The 22,875-nt window shown below is 70.3% G+C and carries 19 protein-coding genes and 1 pseudogene; 9 read left to right on the top strand and 11 right to left on the bottom strand.

From position 1 onward, the window contains the following. Positions 1–126: 126 nt before the first annotated feature. The 4 genes from AB0I41_RS27425 to AB0I41_RS27410 form a co-directional block, all read right to left on the bottom strand. Positions 127–768: an SRPBCC family protein gene (locus AB0I41_RS27425; RefSeq protein ID WP_357113278.1), complete on the bottom strand. Its 642-nt coding sequence runs from the start codon at positions 766–768 to the stop codon at positions 127–129. Further along, positions 765–1,130 carry a metalloregulator ArsR/SmtB family transcription factor gene (locus tag AB0I41_RS27420; RefSeq protein WP_357113276.1) on the bottom strand — a complete coding sequence of 122 codons (366 nt, stop codon included), beginning with the start codon at positions 1,128–1,130 and terminating at the stop codon, positions 765–767. The genes AB0I41_RS27425 and AB0I41_RS27420 overlap by 4 nt, the downstream gene beginning before the upstream one ends. Positions 1,131–1,165: 35 nt before the next feature. Then, positions 1,166–1,837, bottom strand: coding sequence for a peptidoglycan recognition family protein (locus AB0I41_RS27415; RefSeq protein ID WP_357113274.1), 672 nt, complete (start codon positions 1,835–1,837; stop codon positions 1,166–1,168). A gap of 61 nt (positions 1,838–1,898) precedes the next feature. Then, a complete protein-coding gene (locus AB0I41_RS27410; protein WP_357113272.1) occupies positions 1,899–2,630 on the bottom strand; it encodes a lysozyme in 732 nt (243 codons plus the stop codon). Between the two features lie 314 nt (positions 2,631–2,944). On the opposite strand from AB0I41_RS27410, the gene AB0I41_RS27405 reads away from it, so the two are divergent. From AB0I41_RS27405 to AB0I41_RS27395, 3 genes are all read left to right on the top strand, one after another. Beyond that, a complete protein-coding gene (locus tag AB0I41_RS27405; RefSeq protein WP_357113270.1) occupies positions 2,945–3,295 on the top strand; it encodes a YciI family protein in 351 nt (116 codons plus the stop codon). After that, positions 3,292–4,530 (top strand): RNA polymerase sigma factor, encoded by a 1,239-nt coding sequence (locus AB0I41_RS27400; RefSeq protein ID WP_357113268.1) that lies wholly within the window; start codon positions 3,292–3,294, stop codon positions 4,528–4,530. The genes AB0I41_RS27405 and AB0I41_RS27400 overlap by 4 nt, the downstream gene beginning before the upstream one ends. A 129-nt stretch (positions 4,531–4,659) precedes the next feature. After that, a complete protein-coding gene (locus AB0I41_RS27395) occupies positions 4,660–5,457 on the top strand; it encodes a hypothetical protein (protein ID WP_357113266.1) in 798 nt (265 codons plus the stop codon). A 173-nt stretch (positions 5,458–5,630) separates the two neighbouring features. Here the strand turns inward: AB0I41_RS27395 and AB0I41_RS27390 are convergent, their stop codons facing one another. Beyond that, positions 5,631–6,059, bottom strand: coding sequence for a MarR family transcriptional regulator (locus tag AB0I41_RS27390; RefSeq protein WP_357113264.1), 429 nt, complete (start codon positions 6,057–6,059; stop codon positions 5,631–5,633). An 82-nt stretch (positions 6,060–6,141) separates the two neighbouring features. On the opposite strand from AB0I41_RS27390, the gene AB0I41_RS27385 reads away from it, so the two are divergent. Then, positions 6,142–7,944, top strand: coding sequence for an ABC transporter ATP-binding protein (locus tag AB0I41_RS27385; protein ID WP_357113262.1), 1,803 nt, complete (start codon positions 6,142–6,144; stop codon positions 7,942–7,944). 15 nt (positions 7,945–7,959) lie between these two features. On the opposite strand, the gene AB0I41_RS27380 is transcribed toward AB0I41_RS27385, so the two are convergent. Continuing rightward, entirely contained in the window at positions 7,960–8,637 is a 678-nt protein-coding gene (locus AB0I41_RS27380) for a helix-turn-helix domain-containing protein (protein ID WP_357113260.1), read from the bottom strand. A 115-nt stretch (positions 8,638–8,752) separates the two neighbouring features. Here AB0I41_RS27380 and AB0I41_RS27375 point away from each other — a divergent pair, with 115 nt between their 5' ends. Next, complete coding sequence (locus AB0I41_RS27375) at positions 8,753–9,586, top strand: class I SAM-dependent methyltransferase (protein ID WP_357113258.1); 834 nt, start codon at positions 8,753–8,755, stop codon at positions 9,584–9,586. Positions 9,587–9,664: 78 nt separating this feature from the next. Here the strand turns inward: AB0I41_RS27375 and AB0I41_RS27370 are convergent, their stop codons facing one another. The 3 genes from AB0I41_RS27370 to AB0I41_RS27360 are packed head-to-tail and all read right to left on the bottom strand — an operon-like array spanning position 9,665 to position 12,728. Beyond that, positions 9,665–11,158: a long-chain fatty acid--CoA ligase gene (locus tag AB0I41_RS27370; RefSeq protein WP_357113256.1), complete on the bottom strand. Its 1,494-nt coding sequence runs from the start codon at positions 11,156–11,158 to the stop codon at positions 9,665–9,667. 20 nt (positions 11,159–11,178) lie between these two features. Then, the gene (locus AB0I41_RS27365) at positions 11,179–12,045 is read right to left on the bottom strand and encodes an alpha/beta hydrolase (protein WP_357113254.1); all 867 of its coding nucleotides are present in this window, start codon (positions 12,043–12,045) and stop codon (positions 11,179–11,181) included. A gap of 29 nt (positions 12,046–12,074) precedes the next feature. Beyond that, the gene (locus tag AB0I41_RS27360) at positions 12,075–12,728 is read right to left on the bottom strand and encodes a TetR/AcrR family transcriptional regulator (protein ID WP_357113252.1); all 654 of its coding nucleotides are present in this window, start codon (positions 12,726–12,728) and stop codon (positions 12,075–12,077) included. A 133-nt stretch (positions 12,729–12,861) separates the two neighbouring features. On the opposite strand from AB0I41_RS27360, the gene AB0I41_RS27355 reads away from it, so the two are divergent. The 3 genes from AB0I41_RS27355 to AB0I41_RS27345 all read left to right on the top strand — a co-directional run bounded on the left by AB0I41_RS27355 (position 12,862) and on the right by AB0I41_RS27345 (position 21,509). Beyond that, on the top strand, positions 12,862–13,863 hold the full coding sequence (locus AB0I41_RS27355) for a PHB depolymerase family esterase (protein ID WP_357113250.1): 1,002 nt from the start codon (positions 12,862–12,864) through the stop codon (positions 13,861–13,863). 111 nt (positions 13,864–13,974) lie between these two features. Then, entirely contained in the window at positions 13,975–18,402 is a 4,428-nt protein-coding gene (pglW, locus tag AB0I41_RS27350; RefSeq protein ID WP_357113248.1) for a BREX system serine/threonine kinase PglW, read from the top strand. Between the two features lie 188 nt (positions 18,403–18,590). Next, complete coding sequence (locus AB0I41_RS27345) at positions 18,591–21,509, top strand: cold shock domain-containing protein (RefSeq protein ID WP_357113246.1); 2,919 nt, start codon at positions 18,591–18,593, stop codon at positions 21,507–21,509. Positions 21,510–21,796: 287 nt separating this feature from the next. Here AB0I41_RS27345 and AB0I41_RS27340 read toward each other — a convergent pair. After that, positions 21,797–22,018: pseudogene (locus tag AB0I41_RS27340) on the bottom strand (hypothetical protein); the annotation flags it as partial. After that, positions 22,012–22,305, bottom strand: a complete 294-nt coding sequence (locus AB0I41_RS27335; protein WP_357113244.1) for a DivIVA domain-containing protein — start codon at positions 22,303–22,305, stop codon at positions 22,012–22,014. The pseudogene AB0I41_RS27340 and the gene AB0I41_RS27335, both read right to left, overlap by 7 nt. Before the next feature lie 316 nt (positions 22,306–22,621). Here AB0I41_RS27335 and AB0I41_RS27330 point away from each other — a divergent pair, with 316 nt between their 5' ends. Next, positions 22,622–22,861 (top strand): winged helix-turn-helix domain-containing protein, encoded by a 240-nt coding sequence (locus AB0I41_RS27330; protein WP_357113242.1) that lies wholly within the window; start codon positions 22,622–22,624, stop codon positions 22,859–22,861. The last annotated feature ends 14 nt before the right edge of the window (positions 22,862–22,875 follow it).

Below are 22,875 nucleotides of genomic sequence, written 5' to 3'. Positions count from 1 at the left end.
GCGGGGCGTACAGCCGCTCCTGGGCCGCCTTCTTCTGCAGGATCGCGATCCGGGTCTCCAGGTCCGGCTCCCGGCGGGGCGCGGCGTGCGTACCCCGACCGGGTCCGATGTGTCCTGGACCGGTGGTCAGGCGGCCGGCGCGCCGGTGTACGCGGCGGTGGTGCGCGCCACCGCCGCCCGCGCTGCCTCCGGGTCGGTGCCGGCGACGACGCTGGCCTCGCCCCAGCTCTCGCTGCTCAGCGTGATGAACTGCCGCCCCTCTTCGGAGCCCAACCAGGCGGCGGCCTCCTCGGGCGCGACGCCGGCGCCGTCGGCGGCCAGGTGGGAGGCGAGGCCGAGCAGGCCCATGTCCCAGCCCACGCCCACGGCGCCGGGGCCGAACTCGGCCCAGCGCTCGTCGTCGACGTGCGCGACGTGCTCCAGTTCGAACCGGGTACGCCCGTCGGCCTCCGGCGTCAGCCGGACCTCGATCCCGCTGACGTCGCCGCCGTACTCCCAGGTGGCGGCGAAGCTCTTCGGCGGGTCGCAGCGCTCGATGGTGCCGCCCGCGTTGCCCTCGAGCTGGTAGCGGCCGTGCAGCCGCAGCTCGCCGGAGATCGGCAGGAACCAGCGGGGGATGCGTTCGGCGCTGGTGCAGGCGTCCCAGAGGTCGTCCAGCGGCGCGTCGTACGTCTGGCTGATGGTCACCACGCGGGCCTCGCCGGCTTCCAGTGTCCGGCTGCCCACGGTGCGCCGCACGGAGCTGATCTGGTGCGTGACGTCGGTCATCGGGATCTCTCCTCGCTCGGGTCCTTCGGTGGGTGCGAGCGCCGTTCGCGTCGACCACGCGCCAGTTCGGTGGCGAGGGCGTCCAGGGCCGGGGCCCAGAACCGGCGGAAGCCGGCCAGCCACTCGTCGACCTCGCGCAGCGGTCGCGGGTCGACGGCGTAGAGACGGCGGGCGCCCTGCGGCCGGACGGTGGCGAAGCCGTTGTCCCGCAGCACCCGCAGGTGCTGCGAGACGGCCGGCTGCGAGATGCCGTACTCCCGCTGGATCACCGCGCAGACCTCCCCGGCGCTGAGCTCGCCCTCGGCGAGCAGCACCAGGATGCGGCGGCGTACCGGGTCGCCGAGGACGTCGAAGGCGTGCACCGACCCTTTGTATCAGCCCGAGCTTATATAAGCAATCACCCGAGTCGGGCGGCGACGGCGGAGCGCAGCTCGGGGAGTCGGCCGTGCAACAGTCCGGGGCACTGGGTGTTGTTGAAGTCCTTGTGCCCGTAGATCTCGCTGGCCGGGATGCCGTACTGCTGGCAGGTGAAGGCGCAGAAGACGATGAGGCTGTCCCAGAGCGCCTGCGGCGGCTGCACGTCGAGGTAGATGCCGTCGTTCTCGATGCCGATCGCCTGGCTGTTCTGCCCGACGCAGTGCGCGCCCTGCACCATGGTCTGCCCGTGCAGCAGCGCGTAGAGGCTGCCGTGTCGGCCCTCGGTGAGGTACCCGCCCCGGCTGTTGGTGAAGTGCTGCCCGGAGTCGAGCCAGCCGTTGCTGTCCATGTGCAGGTTCTGGATGTCGCGCGAGTTCTGGTACGCCCGGGCCAGGCTGTAGTCGGTGGTGTTCGGGAACGCGGTGTGGTGAATGATGATCTTGTTGGGTCGGCTCTGCACCACGCTGACCGCCGACGACGGAGGCCGGGCGCTCCACGTGGCGCAGTTGGCGATGACCGGCTGGTCGACGGGGGTGGCGACGGCGCGCGCGCTGCCGTCCCCGCCGACCTGGGTCAGGGCGGAGGCGCCGGCGGCGGCGCCGAGCAGGACCGCGCCGCGCAGCATGGTCCGGCGGGACACGGGTACGGACATGGGGCCTCCTTCGTTCCGGTGGTGCCGGCGGCGGGCCGGGCGGCCCGCCGCCGGTCGTGGGTCAGCAGGGCCCGTTGCAGGCCAGCACCTTGAGCCGGTCCAGGGTGCCGTTCCAGACGTTCTGGTCACCGGGGAAGGTGCCGGAGGAGGCCCACTGCCAGAACGAGTACGTCCCCCAGCCGGCCGGCAGGGTGCCGACGGTGCTGGAGTAGCGGGCGATCCAGAGCGGGTTGTTGGCGGCGAACTGCGAGGTGTTGCCGGTGCAGGTGGTCCACCAGTCGGTGGTGGTGTAGATGGTCGCCCACCGGCCGGTGCGGGCGTAGTACTGGTTGACGAAGGAGGCGATCCAGCTGCGCATCGAGGCCTGGCTCAGCCCGTAGCAGGTCGCGCCGTACGGGTTGTACTCGATGTCGAGCGCGCCGGGCAGGGTCTTGCCGTCCTTGGACCAGCCGCCGCCGTGGTCGACGAAGTAGTTGGCCTGGGTGGCGCCACTGGAGTTGTTGGGCAGGGCGAAGTGGTACGAGCCCCGGATCATCCCGACGTTGTAGGAGCCGTTGTACTGCTGGGCGAAGTACGGGTTGGTGTAGCCGGTGCCCTCGGTGGCCTTGACGTACGCGAACCGGGCGCCGTTGTTCCAGGCGGCCGACCAGTTCACGTTGCCCTGCCAGCTGGAGACGTCCATGCCGGGCAGCCCCGCTGGGGCGGCGCTGGCGGGGCTGGCGCCGAGGCCGACGGTGGCGACCGCCGTGACGGTCGCCAGGAGTGCGGCCGCGGCCGCGCGGAGACGGTTCATCTTTCCTCCCTGGGGGTCGCCGCGCGAGGCGGCGGGAGTGGCGAAAGGAACTGTCAGTATTAGGTCATGAAGCGTAGATAGTTTTCAATAGAAGCAGTCAAGATTATCTATGGAATAGGGGTCAGTCGGGCGTGCCCGGCCAGCACCTCGGCGCGGCCACCCCGGACGACCCCCGGTCGTGCGCGATGTCCGCGCACCGGATCCTGGCCGCCGGCTACCCGCGCCTGAGGAAATTCGTCGCCGGAGTGTCGATCCGCCGGCCCGCCGATCGTGTGGAGGGTGGAAGCTGGTCCACATCCACCAGGAGGGGCGACATGAAGCAGTACCTGTTGAGCATCTACCAGCCGGCCGGCGAGGGCCTGCCGGACCCGGAGTTCCTGGCCGGCGTGATGCGGGAGATCGGCGTCATCCGCGACGAGCTGACGGCGGCCGGCTGCTGGGTCTTCGGCCAGGGCCTGCACGCCCCGGAGACCGCCACCGTGCTGCGCCCGAAGGGCGACGAGGTGCTGGTCACCGACGGCCCGTTCGTCGAGGGCAAGGAATATCTGGGCGGCTTCACCGTCATCCGGGCCGCCGACCTCGACGCCGCCCTCGAATGGGGCCGCCGCTACGCCCTCGCCACCACCCTGCCGATCGAGGTCCGCCCCTTCCAGGGCGAGGGGTGACCCTCGACGTCGAGGCGGCCTTCCGCGCCGAGTACGGCCGGGCGGTCGCCGTCCTGGTCCGCGTCCTCGGCGACATCGACCTCGCCGAGGAGGCGGTCCAGGACGCCTTCACCGAGGCGGTGCGGCGCTGGCCGGAGACCGGGCCACCGCCCAGCCCGGCCGGCTGGATCATCACCACCGCCCGGAACCGGGCCGTCGACCGGCTGCGCCGGGAGGCGTCCCGGGCGGACCGGCACGCCCAGGCCGCCCTGCTGTACGCCCAGGAGCCACCGGCCGAGGAGGGACCCGTGCGCGACGACCGGCTCCGCCTGATCTTCACCTGCTGCCACCCGGCGCTCGGCCCGGCCGCCCGGGTCGCGCTGACCCTCCGCCTGCTCGGCGGGCTGAGTACCGCCGAGATCGCCCGCGCCTTCCTGGTCCCCGAGGCCACCATGGCCCAGCGGCTGGTCCGCGCCAGGGCCAAGATCCGCCACGCCGGCATCCCGTACCGGGTCCCCGGCGACGCCGACCTGCCCGACCGGCTGCGGGCCGTGCTCGCCGTGGTCTACCTGATCTTCAACGAGGGGCACACCGCCAGCGCGGGGGAGCGGCTGGTCCGCGCGGAGCTCTGCGCCGAAGCGCTGCGGCTGGGCCGGCTGCTGGTCGACCTGATGCCCGATGAGCCGGAGGCGGTGGGCCTGCTCGCGCTTATGCTGCTCACCGAGGCCCGCCGGCCCGCCCGGGTCACCGCCAACGGCGCGCTCGTCCCGCTCGCCGCACAGGACCGCACCCGCTGGGACCGCACCCTGGTCGCCGAGGGGCAGGCCCTGGTCCGCCGCTGCCTGCGCCGCAACCGGCCCGGCCCGTACCAGCTCCAGGCCGCGATCAACGCCGTGCACAGCGACGCCCCGACCGCCGCCGACACCGACTGGGGCCAGGTCCTCCAGCTCTACGACCAGCTCCAGGCGCTCGCCCCCGGCCCGGTGGTGGCGCTGAACCGGGCGGTGGCCGTCGCCGAGGTGCACGGCCCCGCCGTGGCGCTCGCCCTCGTCGACGACCTGGACCTGGACCCGTACCACGTCTTCCACGCCGTCCGCGCCGACCTGCTGCGCCGCCTCGGCCGAGCGACCGAGGCCGCGCTGGCCTACGAGGCCGCCATCGCCCGCACCTCCAATGAGGCCGAACGCACCCACCTCCGCGCCCAGCTTGATCGTCTACGCCTCAGCGACCCGACACGCCGGTGGATGAGCCGCTGACACGTAGTCGATCACGGTGGGCGTAGCAGGTCGCGGGGGCGGATGGGGGTTGTCCACAGGGGGGTGAGCCTTCCACAGGAGGGCTTTTCGTGCTTGTGGTGGGGTTGAGGGCGCGGCAGGGTCTGCGGCGTGAACGAGGTGCTCGGGTCCCTGGTCAGGCATCGAGGCGGCGTGGTCACCTGGGGTGTGGCGCGGCAGGTGGTGCCGGAGTGGATGCTGCGCCGAGCCTGTCGAGCCGGCCACCTCGTCCGGGTGCTGCCTCAGGTCTACGTCGATGCCGGGTTGATTCGGGAGCCGGTCCTTCCGGGGGATCCTGTGCTCGCCCGCCTCGATCCATCGGCGGCGCAGCGCGCCGCGCTCGCGTACGCCGACGGGCGAGCCGCGTTGAGTCAGTTGAGCGCCCTCGACGTGTGGGGGCTGCGCAGGCAGCCCCTGGGTGAGTCGGTGCATCTCGACGTGGCCGCCGGCTCCGGGCTCCGCCCACGGCCACACCTCCTCATTCACCACCGGCGGGGGTTCACCCTCGCGCCACCGCAGGTCCTGAGTCGAGGTGGTCTCCCGCTTGTCCGGCTGGAGCGGGCGCTGGTCGACGCGTGGCCGCTGTTGCCTCCCGCGGAAAGGCTCGATGCGGTGATCCGGGCGGTGAACGATCGGCTGACCACACCGCAGCGGCTCGGCGCCGCGCTGCGCGTGAGCCCGAGACTGGCCGGTCGCGCCGAGCTGCGGACGCTGCTGGATCGGCTCCGGGCCGGCTGCCGCAGCCCGTTGGAGATCTGGGGTCACGACCACGTCTTCACCGGCCCGGGGATGCCGCCGTTCCAACGGCAGACACGGATCGTCATTGGTCGCCGGACGATGTACCTGGACGTCTGGGCCGAGCGGGAGCGGGTCGACTTCGAACTCGACGGCGCCGCCACCCCACGGTGACCGGCGACAACGCGAGACAGACCTACGCCGGGACGCGCTGCTCGCCACCGCCGGCATCCTCGCGGTGCGCTTCGCGCACCGCCGCCTGGTGCACGAGACCGACGCGGTACGCCGTGAGGTGCTGGCGATCCTGGCCAGTCGCCGCGCGGACGGATGAAGCGCGACGGGTGAGGTCAGTCGCGCAGCGTACGCAGGATGCGGGTGAGCTGTTCGCGATCGGCGGGGGAGAGGTGGCCGAAGAAACGGTCCGCCTCGGCGTTGCGGGCCGCGCGGATGGCCGCGCCGGTCCGGGTACCCTCGTCGGTCAACGCGACCAGGGTCGCGCGCCGGTCGGCCGGGTCGGGGTGGCGCGCGACGAGCCCCCGTTCCTCCAGACCGTCGACCACCTCGGTGGTGGAGCGGGGCGCGATGTGCAGGTGGTCGGCGAGCGCGCTGAGCCGCAGGGCGCCGTGCCGGCCGAGCACCGCGAGGGCGCGGGCGTGGCCGGGGTTGATCTCCCACGGTTCGAGGGTCCGCCGGGACTGGTGGCGCAGCTGGCGGGCGACCGCCCAGAACAGCTCGGGCAGGCTCTCCTCGTGCGCCTCGCGCTCGTCGGCGTCCACCGGAATACCGTAGCAGAAACTCGTGTTGCTACCTCATGATGAGGTAACCTCAGCAATTGTCTCCGACAGGAAGAGGCACTCCTTGGACCCGACCCCCACGCAGCGGCAGGGCCGCGGTGGCGCCCCCCGTACCGTCACCGCCGCCGAGAAGGCCCAGGCCCGCGAGGTGTCGCTGCGCCGTATCGGCCGGCTCTTCACCGCGTACCGCTGGCAGTTGGCCACCATCACCGTGATCATCATGGTCTCCTCGGTGCTGGCGATGGCCACGCCGTTCCTGCTGCGTACGGTGATCGACCGCGCGCTGCCGGAGCGCGACCTGGCCCTGCTGGTCTGGCTGGTCGTCGGCATGGTCGCGGTCGCGGCCGTGACCGCCGTCCTCGGCGTCGTGCAGACCTGGATCTCCACCCGGGTCGGCCAGTTGGTGATGCACCGGCTGCGCACCGACGTCTTCACCCACCTGCAGCGGCAGTCGATCGCGTTCTTCACCCGCACCCGCACCGGCGAGGTGCAGTCCCGCATCACCAACGACATCGGCGGCATGCAGGCCGTCGTCACCTCCACCGCCACCTCGATCGCGGCCAACCTCACCACGGTGGTGGCCACCGCGGTCGCCATGGTGGCGCTGTCCTGGCGGCTCTCCCTGGTCTCCCTGGTGGTGCTGCCCCCGGCGATCTGGCTGACCCGCAAGGTCGCCCGGATGCGCCGCGAGATCACCGCCCAGCGCCAGCGCGAGCTGGCCGACCTCAATGTCACCATCGAGGAGGGGCTGTCGATCAGCGGCGTACAGCTCAGCAAGACCCTCGGCGCCGGCGCCGCACTGATCAACCGGTTCGCCACCTCCTCGGCCCGCCTGGTCGACCTCGAACTCCGCTCCGAGCTGGCCGGACGCTGGCGGATGGCCACGATGACGGTCATCTTCGCCGCCATCCCGGCGGTCATCTACCTCAGCGCCGGCCTGCCCGGCACCGCCGGCACCCTCAGCATCGGCACGCTGGTCGCCTTCACCGCCCTGCAGGGCGGGCTGTTCCGTCCCCTGATGGGGCTGCTCAACGTCGGCGTCTCGCTGACCGCCTCGCTGGCGCTCTTCGCCCGGATCTTCGAATACCTGGACCTCCCGGTGGAGGTGGACGACCCGGCGCACCCGGTCGAGGTCGACCCGGCGCGGGTCCGCGGCCACCTGCGCTTCACCGACGTCACCTTCAGCTACCCGGGCAGCGACACCGCCGCCGTCGCCGGGATCACCCTGGACGTGCCGGCCGGCACCAGCCTGGCCCTGGTGGGCGAGACCGGCTCCGGCAAGAGCACCCTGGCCGCCCTGGTCAGCCGGCTGCACGACCCCGGCAGCGGCCGGATCACCATCGACGGCGTCGACCTGCGCGACCTGCGGCTGACCGACCTCGCGGCCGTCGTGGGCGTGGTCAGCCAGGAGACCTACCTGCTGCACACCACGGTGCGGGAGAACCTCCGGTACGCCCGGCCCGCCGCCACCGACGCCGAGATCGAGGACGCGGCCCGCGCCGCGCAGATCCACGACCTCATCGCCGGCCTTCCCGACGGGTACGACACGGTGGTCGGCTCCCGCGGCCACCGCTTCTCCGGCGGGGAGAAGCAGCGCCTGGCGATCGCCCGTACGCTGCTGCGCGACCCGCGCATCCTGGTGCTGGACGAGGCGACCAGCGCGCTGGACACCGAGACCGAACGGGCCGTCCAGCGGGCCTTCGACGCGCTGTCGGAGGGCCGCACGGTGGTCACCATCGCGCACCGGCTCTCCACGGTCCGCGACGCCGACCAGATCGCGGTGATCGACCACGGTCGGATCGTCGAGACCGGCACCCACCAGAGCCTGCTCGACCGCGCCGGCCGGTACGCGGCGCTCGCCGCCTGATCGGGCAGTCACGCCTCAGACCGGTCGGGGCACCGACGCGAACGGGGAGAGGGTGAACCAGCGGGGCACCGCCCGGCGCAGCGCCTCCGGTCCCTGCAGCTCGACCGTGTCGCCGCGCAGTGCGTCTGACCACGTCGAGTAACCGCGCCAGACGTCGATCAGGGCGCGCAGGCTGGCGCGGACGCTGACAGCGAGCGGGAAGCCGGGATCGGCGTCGCAGACGTCCGTCTCCGTCGGGGTGATCACCAGCCACCAGTCACGCTGCCTCGGCGGCACGTCGGTGAAGCTGAACCGGACCACCGTGCGTCCGTCCGGCACCACCGTGTGGTCGACGTGGCGATGCATGTCCCACAGCAACAGCTTCGGGTCGAGGTCCTCGTCGCCGATCTCACCGACCCAGCGGACGCCCCACACCCCGAGCGCCTCGACGATCGGACGCAGCTCCTGGCCGGCGGCCGTCAGGACGTACCGTACCTCCGTGCCGTCGGCCTCCCGACGCACGATGCCGGCGACGCTCAGCTCGTGCAACCGCCGGGACAGCAGTGCGGGCGAGAGCCGGGGCAGCCCGCGGCGGAGTTCGTTGAAGCGCCCGCTGCCACTGACCAGCTCGCGGACGATCAGCATCGTCCACCGCCCGTCGAGCAGCTCCATCGCCTTGGCGACGGGGCAGAACTGGTGATACGACGACCCCATGTCCGAAGCGTAGTCACCGGGCTGCACACACGCCCGGTACAGAACGTGTACTAGGCGCGCCGCGCGGCCGTCCCTAGCGTCACTGGCAGGAGCAGCAGACACGGAGGAGACAGCCATGACGACATCCATCGACGCGGCCGACAAGGCCCTCAAGTCCCGGCACCGCGCCATGTGGGCACTCGGCGACTACCCGGCCGTGGCGTCCGAGATCATCCCCGAGCTGGGGCGAACCCTGGTCGCGGCGTGCGGGATCCGATCCGGTGACCGGGTGCTGGACGTCGCCGCGGGATCGGGCAACGCGGCGATACCGGCCGCGCTGGCCGGCGCGCAGGTCACCGCCAGCGACCTGAACCCGGAGCTGCTGGAGGTGGGCCGGCGACTGGCCGACCAGCAGGGTGCCGATCTGGAGTGGCGGCAGGCGGACGCTGAGGCGATGCCGTTCGACGACGGTTCGTTCGACACGGTGCTGTCCTGTGTCGGCGTCATGTTCGCCCCGCACCACCAGGCCGGCGCGGACGAACTGGTCCGGGTCTGCCGGCCTGGCGGCACCATCGGCCTGCTCAGCTGGACGCCGCAGGGGTTCATCGGGCAACTGTTCGCCACGCTGAAGCCCTACGTGGCAGCGCCGCCACCCGGGGCGCAGCCCGCTCCGCTGTGGGGCGACGAGCAGCACGTGCGCGCCCTGTTCGGGGACCGGGTGGCCGACATCGCGGCGCGCCGCCAGACGCTGCGGGTCGACGGGTTCGCCACGCCCGAGGCGTTCCGCGACTACTTCAAGACCAATTACGGCCCCACCGTCGCGGCGTACCGGGGCATCGCCGACGACCCGGACCGCACTGCCGCGCTCGATCGCGACCTCGCCGAACTCGCGCGCCGCAACGACCGCGGCGCGGGGGCGACGGTCATGGAGTGGGAATATCTCCTCCTCACCGCCCGTCGGGTGGGCTGAAAGGCAGAGCCTGCTCGACCGGGCCGGCCGGTACGCGGCGCTCGCTTCCTGAGCGCGCCACGCACCGGCCCGCTGCGGTCAGGTCGAGGCGGGCGGGGGAACCGTGATGGACCGCTTGAGGATCTTCCCCGTGGGCCCCTTGGGCAGCGCCGGCACGATCCACACCTGGCGCGGGTACTTGTAGGCGGCGAGCTGCGCCTTGACGTGGTCGCGCAGCTCCTCGGGGGTGGCCGAGGCGCCGGGCCGCAGCGCGACCACGGCGACCACCTCCTCGCCGAGCGTCGGGTGCGGGGTGCCGAGCACCGCCGCCTCGGCGACGGCCGGGTGCTCGTAGAGGACCTCCTCCACCTCGCGGGGGTACACGTTGAACCCGCCGCGGATCACCAGGTCCTTCGTCCGGTCGACGATCCGGTAGTAGCCGTCCTCGTCCCGGGCGCCGAGGTCGCCGGTACGGAACCAGCCGTCCACGATCGCCTCGGCGGTGGCCTCCGGACGCCGCCAGTAACCCTTCATGACGTTGTGCCCGCGGATGACGATCTCACCCACCTCACCGATCGGGGCCGCCGCGCCGTCAGCGGTGCGGACGTCCATCTCGACGCCCTCGATCGGGGTGCCGATGGTGCCCGGCTTGCGCGGCCGGTCGGGATGGTTGAACGACGCCACGGGCGAGGTCTCGGAGAGCCCGTAGCCCTCCAGGATCACGCAACCGAACTTCTCCTCGAACCGGCGCAGCAGCTCGACCGGGAGTGCCGCGCCACCCGACACGCAGGTCCGCAACGCCGACAGGTCCGGCTCACCTGACCCGGCCGCCTGGAGCAGCGCCGCGTACATCGTCGGTACGCCGGCGAACATCGTGGCCCGGTCGCGGACCAGGATGGCCAGCGCCTCGGCGGCGTCGAACCGGGGGAGCAGGGTCAGGCAGGCGCCGGCGGCGACCGCGCAGTTCAGCGCGATGGTCTGGCCGAAGGAGTGGAACAGCGGCAGCGCGCCGAAGACCACGTCGTCCGGGCCGAGCCGCAGCAGCGTCGTCCTGCTGACCTCGACGTTGCGTCGCAGATTGTCGTGGGTGAGTTCGGCCCCCTTGGGCTGCCCGGTGGTGCCCGACGTGTAGAGGATGACGGCGGTGTCCAGGGCGTCCCGCTCGGCGACCTCGGTCACCGGCTCGTACGCCGCCAGGGTCTCGGCGAACCGGCCGGGCTCCACCACCAGGCTCACCCCGTCGGCCCGGTCGATGTCGGCCCGCTCTCCGGCGTGCCAGGCGAGGATCCCCTTCGCCCCCGAGTCGTCCAGGTGGTAGCCGACCTCCCGAGGCTTGAGCAGCGGGTTCATCGGCACGACCACGCCACCGGCCCGCAGGATGCCGTAGTAGCCGATGGCGAACTCGGGCACGTTCGGCAGCATCAGCGCCACCCGATCGCCGGGCCGTACCCCGTGCGCGCGCAGGTAGCCGGCGCACCGCGCCGAGGCGTCGTCCAACTCCGCGTAGCTGACCACCCGGCCGCCGAGCCGCAGGGCCGGTCGCTCCGGGGCGCGCGCCGCCGCCGCCACCAGCATCGAGGCGAGGTTGCTCATCGTGCCCTCCGCTCCGGCGCTCATTCGGCGGTGAGGTGCCGGGCGATGACGGCCGCCGGCCCCTCGGTCATCAGGATCGTGTAGTGGTTGCAGTCCTCGACCAGTTCGGTGACCAGGTGCGGGGCCTGTTCCCGCCAGTGCGCCACCAGGGGTGCGGGCAGCATGCCGGGTTCCTGACCGAACATGCCGCGCGGGGCGTGCAGCAGCATCGTCGGGACGGCCAGCCCGACCAGGTCGGCGCCGAAGGAGGCCGCACCGACCAGCAGGTCCCGGCCGTCCTCGCGGACCGCGTCGCCGCTGACCCGGGACCGGATCGCGCCGTGCGGGCCGGTCACGTCGTACCGGACGTAGGCGATCATGTCGTCGTTCCAGTCGGCGGCCAGGGCCGGGTGGGCGCGGAAGAAATCGACGTAGACCTCCTCCGAGGCGAACGTGTCGCTGAGCCGGGCGATGGCCGGCCCGAGGGTCGCCGCGAGGACCGCGTCCGGGTCGGCGTCCGCGGGCACCGGCAACGGCAGGCCGCCGTCGACCAGCACCAGGCGGGTGAACAGTTCCGGCCGGCGGGCCGCGGCGCGCAGGGCCGCGTACGCGCCCATCGACTGCCCGACCAGCGCCACCGGCCGCCCCTGACCGAACTGCTCGGCGGCGGCGCAGATGTCCTCGGCGTGCCGGGTCATGCCGTACGGGCCGGGCAGCTCGTTGCTGCCGCCCCGGCCACGTAGGTCGAGCGCGATCAGGCTCCAGTCCGGGGGCAGCTGCCGGGCGACCGCCCGGAAGGCCATGCCGGAGGCGGTGATGCCGTGGGCGGCGACGACGATCTTCGGGCCGGTGCCGAAGCGGAGCGCGGTCAGCGTGCCGTCCGGCACCTCGACCTTCACCTGTTCCATCTGGTCAACCTCTCGTGAGGGGGTGCCGGTCAGCCTCGGGGGAGTGGGCTGCCGACGAGTCGGAGGGCGAAGCCGACGAAGGCGTCGGCGACCTGGTCCCGGGTGTACGGCTGGTCGGGGCCGAACCAGTTGGCCACCCGCATGCCGAGGCTGCCGATGGCGATGCCGGTCAACGGGATGTCCTCGATGTCGAACGCGCCCGCCGCCGCGCCCCGGGCCAGCACGGTCAGCAGGAGCTGCCGGGCCTCCTCGCGCAGCGCCAGCGCGGGCGCGGCCCGCTCCGGTGAGAGGGCATGCAACTCGTGGTTGGCCACCAGTGCCAGCAGCGGGTAGTCGGCGTGCGTGAGCACCTGGGCGCGTACCAGCGCGGCGAGCTGTTCCGTCGGCTCGTCGCCGGCGGCGGCGGACGCCTCGCGCATGCGCCGGTGCAGCTCCTCGTGGCCGAGTCGGATCAGCTCGGCGAGGATCTGCTCCTTGGCGGGGTAGTGCGCGTAGAGGGTCGCGGAGTTGATGCCGACCTCGCGGGCGATGTCTCGGATGGAGGCGCCGGCGAAGCCGTACTCGGCGAAGAGCTTCAACGCCGCGCGCAGGATGCGGCCCCGTGTGCCGGGCGGGGTGACGTCCTGGGGCAGGTCCGCGGCGACCGCGGTGAGCCGGCGGGGGTTCCAGGGCGGTTGCGTCACCGGGCTGGTTCTCCTTCCCAGTGCGCCAACCAATCGATTGGTTGACACCGTAGCGCACCGAGCGGATAGTGACCAGCGTCACTACCCTACCAATCGATTGGCAGCCCCACCGACCAGCAGAGGAGAGTCGGTCATGCCCGATCCGGCCCCCACCCGGCGCGTCACCACCCGACTTCGCCGGCTCGCCACCACCGCCCTCGCCGCCGTGCTCGCGCTGACGGCGGCACCGGTCGCCCCCGCCAAGGCGGCCAGCGGCAGCTACTTCTACGGCACCTACACCAGCCTCGCCGGCACCCGCGACTACCACGGCTACGTGCCGTCGACCTACCGGGCCGGCACGCCGATGCCGCTGCTGGTGGCCCTGCACGGCTGCACCGAGAACGACGTGGGCTTCGATCTGCTGACCGGGCTGAGTGCCCTGGCCGAGCGGCGTGGCTTCCTCGTCGTCTTCCCCGACCAGTCCATCCTCGCCAACCCGGCCCAGTGCTGGAACTGGCCGCTGTCGACCAACCAGCACCGGGGCTGGGGCGAGCCGTCGATCATCGCCGGCATCACCAACCTGATGCGCTCGCGCTACACGGTCGACGCGAAGCGGATCTACGCCACCGGCGTCTCCGCCGGCGGCGTCATGTCGGTGATCATGGGCGTGACCTACCCCGACCTGTACGCCGCAGTCGCCACCGTCGCCGGCTGCGAGTACGAGTGCGACCTGCTGCAACTGCGCTCGCCCGACCAGGCCGGGCTCGACGCCTGGCGGGAGATGGGCAGCCGGGCGCGACCGGTACCGGTGCTGATCTTCCAGGGCACCGCCGACCTCGTGGTGCCCCCGTCGACCGCCGGCCGGATCGCCGGCCAGTGGGCACAGACCGACGACCTGGCCATCGACGGCGTCGACGACGGCGACGTCACCGCCACCCCGAGTCTGGTCGAACGCGGCCAGGTGGCGGGCGGTCGGACGTACACCCACAAGGTTCATCGGTCGACCGGCGGGACGGTCATGATCGAGCAGTACCTGATCGACGGGGCCGGCCACGTCTACCCGGGTGGCTGCTCGTGCAGCCTCTACGGCGACCCGTCCGGCCCGGACGCCAGCAACCTGAGCTGGGACTTCTTCCTGGCCCACCCCCGATCCTGACCATCACGCGGGACGGCCGGGGACCTGCCCGGCCGTTCCGCCGCGACCGTCAGGCGGTGTGCAGGCCGGCAAACCGCTACCGCCTGGTCACCTGGCCCTAGGATCTCTGCCATGCAGGAGGGCCGGTGGACCACGATCACGCCGTCGCAGTTCGCGCACGAGCGGGAGGCGCTGGCGCACGTCCAGGCGCTGCTGCCGGATACGGAGCCATACCGGGCGTGGTCCAACTTCACCTTCACCGCGCAGACCGGTCACCCCTACGAGGTTGACCTGCTGGTCGCAGCCCCGGGCGGGCTCTACCTGATCGAGATCAAGAGCCTGACCGGCCGGCTGATCTCCAGCGGCTCCAACTGGATCCTGAACGGGCCGAACAAAACCCGGGTCTTCGAAAACCCCCTGCACCTGGCCGACGCGAAGGCAAAGAAGCTCAAGTCGCTGCTCCAGGTCGCCGCCGAACGCCGGAAGGGGGCGAAGGTCACGATTCCGTTCGTGCAGGCGGCGGTGTTCCTGTCCAAGCCGGGGCTGCATATCGGGCTCTCCGATCACCACCTGCACGGCATCTACGGGCCCGAGCCGATGCCCGGCCACCAGCCGGGCCAGTTGCCGACCATCGGCTCGTTCCTGCAGCGTCCGCCGCAGGACGAGCAGCAGCGGGTCACCAAGGAGATGTCGGCGGCGTTGCCGGACCTGCTGAAAGAGGTCGGCATCGCCCGCAGCCGGCGGCACTACCAGATCGGCGCGTGGGAGCTGGAGCCGCGCCCGTTCGACCTCGGCCCGACCTGGCAGGACCACCAGGCCCGGCACGGTGACCTGGAGCGGGAGCGCCGCCGGATCCGGATCTACCTGGTCGAGCGGAACGCCGTCCAGGCCGAGCGGGCCAGCATCGAACGCGCCGCCAAGCGCGAGATGCAGGTGCTGCACGGCATCAACCACCCCGGCATCGTCCAGGTCGACTCGATGGAGTCGCACGAGGCCGGGCCGGCGCTGATCTTCCGGTACGACCCCCGCTCGATCCGCCTCGACCACTACATGGCCCAGTACGGCGACCGCCTCGACGCGCTGAGCCGCCTGGCGATGATCCGCCAACTCGCCGAGACGGTGGCGTACGCGCACCGCCGGCGGCTGCACCACCGTGCGCTGTCGGCGCGCAGCGTGCTGGTCAGCCCGGGACGCCGGCGGCGGGGTGGCAGCGAGGACGAGGCGTGGTTGATCCCTCAGCTGCAGATCAGCGACTGGCAGGCGGCGACCCGCGGTGTCGACGGGAGCGGCGGGGGCAGCAGCGGCGACCCGGTCACCCTCTCCACGCATGCGGCCTCGCACATCGAGCGCTCGGCCGAGGCGTACCTCGCGCCGGAACTGACCACGCCGAAGCCGGACGCGGTCGCGATGGACGTCTTCGGCCTCGGCGCGCTGAGCTACCTGATCCTGACCGGCCAGCCGCCGGCCGCGAAGCGTGCCGAGCTGCTGACCCGGCTGGCCCGGGACAACGGGCTGCGCGCCTCCGCGATCGCCGACGGGATCACCGAGTTCGCCGACGAGCTGATCCAGGCGGCCACCGCCCCGGTGCCGACCCAGCGCCTGACCACGGTGGCCGAGTTCGTCGAGATGCTCCAGGTGGTCGAGGAGGAGCTGACCGCCCCGCCGCCGGCGTCGGTGCACCCGGAGGAGCCGGAGCCCGAGCAGGTCGACCCTCTCGAGGCGCGCGGCGGCGACCGGGTCGGCGAGTGGAAGATCGTCCGCAGCCTCGGCACCGGGTCGACCTGCCGGGCGTTCCTCGGTTTCAACGAGCGCACCCGCCGCGAGGAGGTGCTCAAGGTCGGGCTCTCCGACGAGAAGGGCGCCCGGCTCGCGCACGAGGCGAGGGTGCTCGGCCCGCTCACCGACTCGCGGGTGATCCGGCTGGCCCGGCCGGAGCCGCTGCAGATCGGCACCCGCACGGTCATCGTGCTGGAGCACGCCGGTGACCGCACCCTGGCCCGCAAGCTGCGCGACGACGGCCGGCTCACCGTCGACGAGCTGGAAACCTACAGCGACTACCTCTTCGGCGCCCTCGACTACCTGGAGGGCGAGGGCGTCTACCACCGCGACATCAAGCCCGACAACATCGCCATCCGGGTCCGCCCCAACCGCACCCGGCAGCTGGTGCTCTTCGATTTCTCCCTGGCCGGCGTCTCGGTCAAGGAGATCACCGCTGGCACCCCGCGCTACCTGGACCCGTTTCTCGGCACCGCCAACCGGCCGGGCTACGACAAGCACGCCGAGTGGTACGCGCTCGGGGTCACCCTGCACGAGATGGCGTCCGGTGAGCTGCCGGTCTGGGGCGATGGCGGCACCGAGCCGCAGCTGACCGAGGGCCCGCCGGTGCTCGCCGTAGAGGCGTTCGACCCGGCGGTCCGCGACGGCCTGGTCGAGTTCCTCCAGCGCGCCCTGCACCGCGACCACCGCCAGCGGTTCGCCTCGCTCAAGGACATGCGCGACGCCTGGCAGCAGCTCTTCCGCCGCTCCGACGCCAGTGCCCCGGTCGGCACCGACCACCCCGAGATCGAGACCGAGGAGCCGGACGTCGAGGGCGCCGCGGCGGCCCGCGACGAGGCCGCGACCAGGGCGACCCGGGCCACCGCGCTGGAGGCCGCCGGTCTCACTCCGCGCGCCGTGTCCGCCGCGCACCGGCTGGAGGCCACCACCGTGGGCGAGCTGCTCGCGGTGGCCAACAAGCTCGCCCACCTGCCCGGCCTGGGCGCGAAGACCCGGCAGGAGCTGCAGCGCCGGGTCAAGGAGTGGCGCCAGCGGCTGGGGGAGCGGGAGACCATCTCCACCACGCCGGCCGCCCGCAAGGCCGCCACCGCCGAGGCGGCCACCGAGACCGCCGCCGGGGACGGCGACGCGGATCTGGTACGCGTCGGCCTGGACGCGATCGCCACGCTGCTCGTCCCGGCGAAGAACGGTCGCAACGCCACCGAGATCGAGGGCACCCGGCTGCTGCTGCACCTGCCCGACGAGTCTGGCGCGCTGCCGGCCCTGCCGATCTGGCCGCAGCAGCCGCAGGTGGCCACCGCGCTGGGCGTCACCTCCGGCCGGGTGGCGCAGGTCCTCGGCAAGCAGCGCAAACGCTGGCACGACATCCCGGTGGTCGGCAGCGTGCGTACCCAGATCATCGAGCTGCTGCGCGACGGCGGCCGGGTGATGGGCGTCGCCGAGCTGGCCGCGGCGCTGCTCGGCAGCCGCGGCTCGGTGCGTACCGGGGATGCGCTGCGTCTCGCGGTGGCGGTCGCCGCGGTGCGGGCCGCCGTGGAGGTCGACGCGCGCGCCGACGAGCCGCGCCTGCTGCTGCGCCGGCACGCCCGCGCCGACATCAACGGCAAGCCGCACCCGCGCGGTGACCGGCTGCTGGTGGCCCTCGAAGCCGGCGAGGACGACGCGCCGGACACCCCGGCCGCGCCGGCGCTGCTCGACTACGCCGACGCGCTCGGCAAGACCGCCGACAAGCTCGCCGCCAGCGAGGTGCTGCCCAGCCCGGCGACGGTGCTGCGTACCCTCGCGGCGGTGACCGCGCCCGGCGGGGCGGCCGACGCGATCGACGAGCGGCGACGCGTGCTGCTGGCTGCGGTGGCCTCGGAGCGGGCCGCCGCGACCGCGCGGCTGGAGCTCTACCCGCGCGACCTGGATCCGGTACGGGCGCTGCGGCTGGCCCAGGCCGGCGTGGTGCCCCCGGCGACCTCGCCGGATGGGGGCCGCGGGCTGACACCGGAGCAGGTGACCCAACGGGTGAGGACGCGCTTCCCGGAGCTGGATCCGCTGCCGCCGCACCCGAAACTGGACCGGCTGCTCGCCGAGGCCGGCTTCGAGCTGCGCTGGGACCGCGACAAGTACGTCCCGCCGCCGCCCCGCAACGCCTCGTCCTCCATGTCGATCATGCAGCGGCGTCCGTCGGTGACCATCGCGCCGAGCCGGTGGACGGCCGAGTCGCCGGAGCTGGCGGCGGCGATGCGGGCCGAGGAGCGGCTGACCGGCGCGAGGTCCGCCGGCGGGTTCCGGGCGCTGACGGTACGACTGTCGCGGTACGGCCTGGCGCGCGAGGAGTTGGCCCGGCGCTTCGACGCCCGGCCGGTCAACGTGGCGGCCCGCTTCCTCGACCACCTGCACGCCCTGGTCGACGCGCACCCCAAGCCGACCTGGGAGACGGTGGTCGGCGCGGACATTGCTCCGCCCGGCTCCCGGGGGGCGATCAAGCTGGGGGAGTACGTCGAGCGGGCCTGGGAGTTGGCCCTGCCATCGCTGCGGGCCTCGTTGTCTGCTGATGCCGGGCCGGTGCTGCTGCACGATGCGGCGGTGCTGGCGCGGTACCGGGCGATGGACCGGCTCTACGAGCTGGCAGACGCTGCGCGCGGTGGGGCGGGGGGCGTGTGGGTGCTCTGCCCGATGGAGGATCCGGCGCTGCTGCCCAAGCTGGACGGTGCGGTGGTGCGGGTGGGTGACAACGAGTGGATTGCGTTGCCGGACGCCTGGGTCGTCAACGCCCATCGGTCCCTGGTGGCATGACGAGCGCGGTCCGCTGGCCGCTCCTCCTTATCCATAGCCGGTGCCCATTCACAAGGGGCAAATCGTTCGTTAGTGGTCACTCCCCTTGGGAGGGTCGCTCTCGGCCGCTGTGGCCCATCGCGAAAACGACGGAAGCTGTGTACGTTGCGTAATGTGGCTCCTGTTCGGACGCAAGGTGGGGGGACCGAATGACGCAGATGCTTGACCGGAATCGTCTCTATGCGTTGATCGGAGCCTTGGAGGATGATCTTCGTGACCTAGTGCGGGCGCATCTTCTGGGTGTAACTGATGAGCGCCAATTGCTAGGTCCGGCTTATGACAAGGCCGTTGAGCGGTATCTCGACGACGCTGGGGCGGCGAGCGCTGGTTCGGACATCCTGGATTACCTGGACCTTGGGGATGAAATAGCCATCCTCAATCGATCTAGCCAAGCGCTGCCTGCAGGGGTGCGAGAGTCATTGGCTGCGAGTGCCCGACGTCTAGAAGACCTCATAGGTATCCGAAATAGGGTAATGCACCGTCGCCCACTGCTTCCAGACGACTACGACAATGCTGCTCGTTGGTTGAAGGATTTGCACGATGGCGGCTTTGTCGGGGACAGCTTGAAAACCACCCTGAAGCAACTGCGAGAGGACCCAACGTGGTCACCCACGACGTCATATGCTAGACCCTTTGCATCTAGGGTTATCAACAACCTGCCCTTGCCGGACTTTGACGAGACCGGCCTTATCGGCCGGCGTCGTCAGGTGGAACGTGTAAGGCGTCTTCTCATACAGCGCCGGTTTCCCGTTCTTACGCTCGCCGGCCCAGGTGGTGTAGGTAAGACGGCGCTAGCTTTGCAAACTCTTCACGAGGTGGCGGAGGATCTGGAGTCGCCCTACGACCTAATCGCCTGGGTGAGCCTCAAAACAGAGCAGCTAACTGCAGCGGGCGTCCAAGTGATCCGAGAAGCGGTGCGCTCTTTGGAAGACGCTATCCCGAGCCTTGCTGCTCCGCTAGATACATCGTTTGCAGGAGGCATTAACGAAATTGCGCAGTCGCTCGAGGGTATTGATGCAATCCTCGCGATTGACAACTTGGAGACCGTTAGTGCTGCCGAGGTGGTGACCCTTGTCGACCAACTGCCTGCAACCGTCACATGCTTATTCACCTCCCGAGTGGGGCTAGGCGAGATTGAACGGCGAGAAATCGTCGGCCCATTGGAGATGCAGTATGCGGTAGATCTTTTCCGGCGACTCTGTCGCGCGCGTCAGATTGAGCATTTTGCTAAGTTGCCGCCCCAGAGGATTGAGCAGGTACTCAGGATCTTGGGTACCAGTCCGTTGGCCATCAAGTGGTTCGTGCTTGCTGTTGAAGCCGGACAGTCGCCGGAGACAATTTTGAGGCAGCAAACCGACCTGATTCGGTTCTGCGTACAGAATGTGTACCAAGGGCTGTCTGAGCGCGCTAAGGATGCTGCTGTCGTTCTGGCTCATGTAAATCGTCCGTTGACTGTTCAAGATATGAAGCTTTACTTTCCTGACACTACTCCCGACGACCTTCGTTTTGTGATCCAGGAACTTCTTCGACGCAGCCTCTGCACGAGTTCCCTACTCGACGACTCCATGACGGAGCATTTCCAGGCGACGGATGCTCTTGTCGAATACCTCAGGATAATCGGCGGTGCGAGCAATGAATTCCTGCATCAGATCCAGCGGGCCGAGGACGAGTACCGCCGTGAAGAGGAACGGCTTCGCCTTGAGCAAGGAAGAACGCCACTCCGGGTAAATGTGATCAGCGGAGCAGGTGAGCACAGAGCGTCAGCCCTCAGGCTGCGTCAGGCTCTCACGATCTCATCGAAGGGCAACACCGAGGAAGCCCTCAGGATAATTCATGAGATTGAGCAGTTGGAACCCGAATACTGGGAGCTATTTAGAGTCCGTGGATTTCTGCTATCGCAGATCAATAGAATCGATGAAGCGACCTTGACTTACGAGCAGGCTCTGAAATTGGCAAGGGATGAGGAGTCCCGGGCCAGGGTGCACTTCTTTTACGCGGGCCACCTTACTCGAAAGGTTCGTGATTCGGAGAGCGCACTAGTACATGCGAAGGCAGCGCATAAGGTACTGCAACGGCACGAGACGGCGCTAGAACTCGGAAAGGCTCTCACCTACGTCCAGGAATTTTCTTCCGCGGTAGACGTACTTCGACGTGCGTGCAGGACGCCTGATGTTCGAGGGCAGTTGATCGCTGGTACCCAACTCGTGGATACTCTGAGGCGACGAGCCGAGGTCGAGGCGGATGAGTTGCGAAGCCCGTCAACCGCGCTGGAGTCTCTCAAGGAGGCGCTTGACGAGGGTTCGCAAATGCTGGCAGGCGGTATTCGTGATCGACGTCTAGAGGAACGCCTTTGGGAGTGCCTTTCCGACGCTCTTCGGTTCGCCTCATGGCTCTCGGACGGACACGGGCGGGACGAGGCGATCCGTCATGTTTTGTCGTCGGCGCGATCTCTCTCTCCGAGTTTTGGCGGCAAAGCACATCGGTTTGCCGCCGGCCATGCTGCTAGGCTGCTGGCAACTCCAAACCTGCCGACTGATGTAATCCCTGAGTTGAAGGCGATCGCTAACCGTGGATTGAATGACGTCGAGAGTGCGTCGTCAGGTGCGGCGGAATGGGATGTCGGGTCCGAGTTGGTTGGGACGGTAAAGACATGGAAGCCGGAAAGGAGCTTCGGGTTCATCTCCGCGATTGATGGCTCGGGTGATTATTTCTTTCATGCTACAGACCTGGAGAACCCGCCAGATCGAATTTTTCTCAATCAGGGAATTTCGGTGGAGTTCATCGTTGCTGTGGCACAGGACCGTCCGAGAGCGGCGGTGGTTAGATTGCGGGATGCCGCCGACCTCTCAATGTTGAGGCAGCGTCGGTTGACTATCCGAAGTGTTAGCCGGGGCTTTCTTTTGGCACAGGATGATCAGTCGGGCTCGACGGTATTTGTTGGCCGGCATGCGTTCAAGAGTATTGGGCAATTCAACTCGGCACGGGAGGGTGCGTCGCTTACGGCCGACCTAGAGGTGCAGGCAGGAGACCGTATTTCGGCCGTCGCAGGGACTGTCGTAGTCGGTTGACGTCGCCCCTGCCTTTCGCTGGGCGCGCTGAACTCGGGATACTTGAACTGACGTCCGAAGTTGCATGCCGCAGCGTTGCAGCATGTGGCCCAGTGCTGGCGGCCCGCAGCGTCCCGCTGGTCGGCGCCTTTCCGCCGGTCGCGCCGATCGCATCACCGAGCATCAGCCCGAGCAGGCTGCCTCGGGTGATTGCCAGCTGCTCTGTCGTCACCTTGGTCACTCAGCGGATCATAGGGGCGAGCACCAACGGCGTGACGCGCGTGTCGGGCCGGAGCACTTGCGCCCGGAGCGCGGCGGAGGCCGGCGAGCTGGACGTAGACCTCGCGTTTGGCGGTGGCCCGGCCGGCGCGGTTGATGACGTAGCCGGTAAGCCAGACTCAGCCGGCGTACGTCGGCCGGTCGCAGACCGAGACCACGCGGAAGGTCAGGGCGCGGTCCCCGGCGAACTGCACCGAGGCCCGGCCGTCGATGATCAGCAGGTCGCCGGGGGAGGGGCACACGGCTACCAGTGGCCCTCGTTGGTGTGGTACTCCTGCGGCGGCCGGCACTCCCGGGCATGCATGGTCTGCCAGTCGCGCAGCGCCCGCTTGAGCCGGTCATTCTCCTGGCTGAGTATCCGTACCTCCTGGTGGAGGTCGTTCAGCTCGTCGGCGACCTGGGCCTGGAACTCGCGTACCTGATCGGGGTCGACGCCGCGGCGGCGCGGGTCGAACGTGCGGGTCCGCACCTCGTGCGGGGTCAACCGGGCCGGGTGGCCGGTCCCGTAGAGCTGGCCACCTCGATACACCTGGGCCACGTCGGTCCTTTCCGGGGCAGGCGGGAGCGCGGAGGGTCGGTGCGGTGGGTCTGGAAGGGCGGGCCGTCCGCACGCCGGCCGCGGGCGGCCCGCCCGCTCCGCCGCCGCAGCTTGAGATCAGCGGTACGACAGCGGAGCAGTCCGGTTGGTCGGGACGGGCATGCACACCCGCCCCGACCAGGGGGATGAGCCGAACTCGTTGCCACGCGAGGTGCGACTCGCGATCAACCATATATGCCTAAGTGGCGGAAGGCAACGCTCGGTTGTCTGGCCAGTGCGTGTCGTGATCAAATTGGCGTGCCACGCGAGGAGTGCCATGCCACAGACACCGGACTACATCCGGATCGCCGACGAGATCACGGATGACGTACGCAGCAGGAAGGTCCAGCCGGGGGACAAGCTGCCCTCGATAGCTGAGATGTCCCAACGCTTCGAAGTCAGCTCCTCGACTATCCAGATGGTCTACGTTCGGCTCGAAGCGCTGCGGGTGATCCGCCGGCATCAGGGCAAGGGCATCTTCATCACCGACCCGAAAACCTGGTTGCGCGAGCCGTAGGTAGCGGGCTGGCA

This window comes from Micromonospora sp. NPDC050200 (assembly GCF_040656135.1).
Classification (GTDB): Bacteria; Actinomycetota; Actinomycetes; order Mycobacteriales; family Micromonosporaceae; genus Micromonospora.
Note: the sequence above shows the minus strand (reverse complement) of the source record. Positions and strands in the feature narration are given on the sequence as shown.

Excerpts from the sequence above, each read along its gene's own strand:
- AB0I41_RS27425 (WP_357113278.1), bottom strand. The coding sequence starts at position 768 with ATGACCGACGTCACGCACCAGATCAGCTCCGTGCGGCGCACCGTGGGC.
- AB0I41_RS27415 (WP_357113274.1), bottom strand. The coding sequence starts at position 1,837 with ATGTCCGTACCCGTGTCCCGCCGGACCATGCTGCGCGGCGCGGTCCTG.
- AB0I41_RS27410 (WP_357113272.1), bottom strand. The coding sequence starts at position 2,630 with ATGAACCGTCTCCGCGCGGCCGCGGCCGCACTCCTGGCGACCGTCACG.
- AB0I41_RS27405 (WP_357113270.1), top strand. The coding sequence starts at position 2,945 with ATGAAGCAGTACCTGTTGAGCATCTACCAGCCGGCCGGCGAGGGCCTG.
- AB0I41_RS27380 (WP_357113260.1), bottom strand. The coding sequence starts at position 8,637 with ATGGGGTCGTCGTATCACCAGTTCTGCCCCGTCGCCAAGGCGATGGAG.
- AB0I41_RS27375 (WP_357113258.1), top strand. The coding sequence starts at position 8,753 with ATGACGACATCCATCGACGCGGCCGACAAGGCCCTCAAGTCCCGGCAC.
- AB0I41_RS27370 (WP_357113256.1), bottom strand. The coding sequence starts at position 11,158 with ATGAGCAACCTCGCCTCGATGCTGGTGGCGGCGGCGGCGCGCGCCCCG.
- AB0I41_RS27365 (WP_357113254.1), bottom strand. The coding sequence starts at position 12,045 with ATGGAACAGGTGAAGGTCGAGGTGCCGGACGGCACGCTGACCGCGCTC.
- AB0I41_RS27355 (WP_357113250.1), top strand. The coding sequence starts at position 12,862 with ATGCCCGATCCGGCCCCCACCCGGCGCGTCACCACCCGACTTCGCCGG.
- pglW (WP_357113248.1), top strand. The coding sequence starts at position 13,975 with ATGCAGGAGGGCCGGTGGACCACGATCACGCCGTCGCAGTTCGCGCAC.
- AB0I41_RS27345 (WP_357113246.1), top strand. The coding sequence starts at position 18,591 with ATGACGCAGATGCTTGACCGGAATCGTCTCTATGCGTTGATCGGAGCC.
- AB0I41_RS27330 (WP_357113242.1), top strand. The coding sequence starts at position 22,622 with ATGCCACAGACACCGGACTACATCCGGATCGCCGACGAGATCACGGAT.